The sequence below is a fragment of the Rhodococcus sp. P4_F3_2 genome (assembly GCF_056401335.1).
The window spans coordinates 1-716 of record NZ_JBFUJN010000110.1; the positions used below are offsets into that span (position 1 = coordinate 1).

Consider the following 716-nt stretch of genomic DNA (forward strand, 5'->3'; position numbering starts at 1 on the left):
ACTTAGAACATGATCTGGAAGTAATTCCTCCCCACGTTTCGAATGTGGTATCTCTTTCGCGAGCTTCTGCATTAAGTTTCGTTCATCAAAGTGCGGTAAATGAAGAAGGTTTGCAAGTTCGCTTCCCGTCCAGATCATGTTGTAAGGCGTCCCTGTCGGATACCATTGCACGGCCTTTTTCCATTTCTTATATTTCAGTTCATTCACATTGTTTAAAACGGAGTGAATGGCGTTTGCCATACTTTTGACAACCGGTACACCCGGATAGTATTCGGAAGCTATCGACACGGTACAATCAAAAGCAACCTCATTTCCAGAATAACGATGCTTTAAGCTCGCTAACTCTTCCTTATCAAAGGCTGAATGATCTTTAAAAGGTTTATCCCCTTTCAAGTCCTCTTCCAGCTTCTGAATGGCTTTTCGAAGCTTCCATCCATAGTTAGGCGTAAATCCGACTTGCAACCACGTATCAGCTTTCATATGTGAAATGATGCCTGGCAACTGATCTGACTTATAGCGTGAGAGTGGCAATGACTTTTTCAAGTTATTGCTTTTTAATTTCAGTCGTCCTCCAACTGCTTTTTTATTTGGAAACTCTAAGTTATCCGCAGGGAAAAACGTTAAATTCGGATAGACACTATGAAAGTTAGACTTAATCGCTTCTAATTGATTCTTTTCAGCTCCAATATAAAAACGATATTGAGCCCCTGCTTCAT

1 protein-coding gene is annotated in these 716 nt (G+C 40.6%); it reads right to left on the minus strand.

Translation table 11 applies throughout. The features are described 5' to 3' along the window. A partial coding sequence (locus tag AC1DWA_RS32990; protein WP_477917632.1) for a hypothetical protein occupies positions 1-716 on the minus strand: 716 nt, incomplete at both ends.